At 42.2% G+C, this 1,613-nt stretch carries 1 protein-coding gene; it reads right to left on the bottom strand.

Translation table 11 applies throughout. The features are described from left to right. Positions 1–50: 50 nt before the first annotated feature. Positions 51–1,463 carry an IS200/IS605 family accessory protein TnpB-related protein gene (locus tag ACM0OZ_RS48690; protein WP_414590131.1) on the bottom strand — a complete coding sequence of 471 codons (1,413 nt, stop codon included), beginning with the start codon at positions 1,461–1,463 and terminating at the stop codon, positions 51–53. Between the last annotated feature and the right edge of the window lie 150 nt (positions 1,464–1,613).

Here is a 1,613-nt window from a genome sequence, read left to right as displayed (position 1 = left end):
CTTGAACGCACCCCATCCAAATCTTGCGATTATGGATGGGGATTCTTATGCTAGGCTTGACTCAGTTTCCATAAAGTACTGAGCGTCACTGGCGTTCGCAGCGTATGGGAGGAACTTCTGCCTTCCCATACCCCAGTAAATTTACTATTAGTTAATACGGCGTACCAATAACGAGCGCCGATATTGTAGGAAGCAGACAAGTCAGCGTTGTATTGTTTCCCATTTTGGAATCTTGCTTGGGAGTACTTCTTGTTACTCCGCCTCACTTCCCCACTACCATCAAAGGCGTAGCGAGAAGTGTATTTAGCGTTAACCTTGCTGACCTTACCACCTAACTCAGAAAATTTCTGGATAGTCAACTCAACTAATTTGTCTTTGCACCATTGATGAAATCGCTGTTTTTGCAAAGACCTGTGTTTCCCACCTTTGGCTTTCCAGTTCGATAAGTCCTCAAACACAATCACGCTGACCTTATGCTCTAGAGCAAAATCAATAATTGCTTTTGAAACCGTCTGAGCAATGTGTTTGTTGAGATTTTTAGACTTCCGATACAAGCCTTGGCAGAATCCCTTGGGTAAGTCTTGGTTGGTTATCTTTCGAGTTAGTTTTGACTTGGTTGCAATGCGCTGTTTTCGCTGGTCACGACGGTCTATGTCTCTGGCAGGATTAATGAATTTTCTTGCCTTTACAGTACCGTCTTTGCCAACTATTGAACAGGTTGCGGTTGTGTTTATGCCAATATCTATTGCACAAACATAATCTGAATCTGGTAGAAATTGAGGGCTTATCTCGACAGGCATGGAAAGATGCACGCTTCGCTTGTTAGCGATCAAAGATGGAGACAGTAATTTTGCTCCAACTCTTGTATGCCGACTCTTCCCATGTTTTCGGACTGGAATGTTTTCCATCCATACCCAGTCAGTGCCATTCCAAATTTTCAACTCAATATAAGCGAAACTGCTATGATACTTGACTTGTTGACCTTTGTACAGCGCTGGATAACTCTTGCACATTGAAGTCAACTTGGGTGGCTTATCGTGCCGATGTTTCCTTTCGCCCTTTTTCCACTCGTCGCAGCGAGTGATAAAGCTACTAACAATACCCAAAGCGTCTTGAATAGCAGCGCGTCTTAAATAGCTGGGAAATTTACGCTGGGACGGATGATTACTGATAGCCTTTTTAAAGTACCAATGGTATTTTGGGTTGGGGTTATCCGCTGTTTTATGAATCAACCTCTCAAGCGTGTTAACCCTCTCGTTGCTGGTTAGCTGAGATAATTTTCCCCAATTCCAGTAGCCAATTAGCACTAATGGCTTCAGAAAATGTCGGTATTCAGCTACAGTCAAAATTGCTAATTGCCGCTGTTCTTGCGTCATACTTAAAGTCCAAATATCAGTTCTGATGTTTGATTCTTTTTGGACTTTTTTACGCTTAACTTGCTTGTTAGCTTTCTTCTTGACCATAGTTTCGACCTAACTATATCTCGTCAAAACATTTTAACAAAAAAGCATCTCTTTTTATGAGGATGCTTCGCTTTTTAGCTGGGGAGCGAGCTAACCCCACCTAAATTAAAAATTTTAGGTGGGGACTGCGCTCTAACATTTCAGTTCAAC

The sequence above is a fragment of the Scytonema sp. PCC 10023 genome, from assembly GCF_963920835.1.
Classification (GTDB): Bacteria; Cyanobacteriota; Cyanobacteriia; order Cyanobacteriales; family Nostocaceae; genus Kalymmatonema.
The sequence above is the reverse complement of the archived record's forward strand: the minus strand, read 5'-3'. Positions and strand labels throughout refer to the sequence as shown.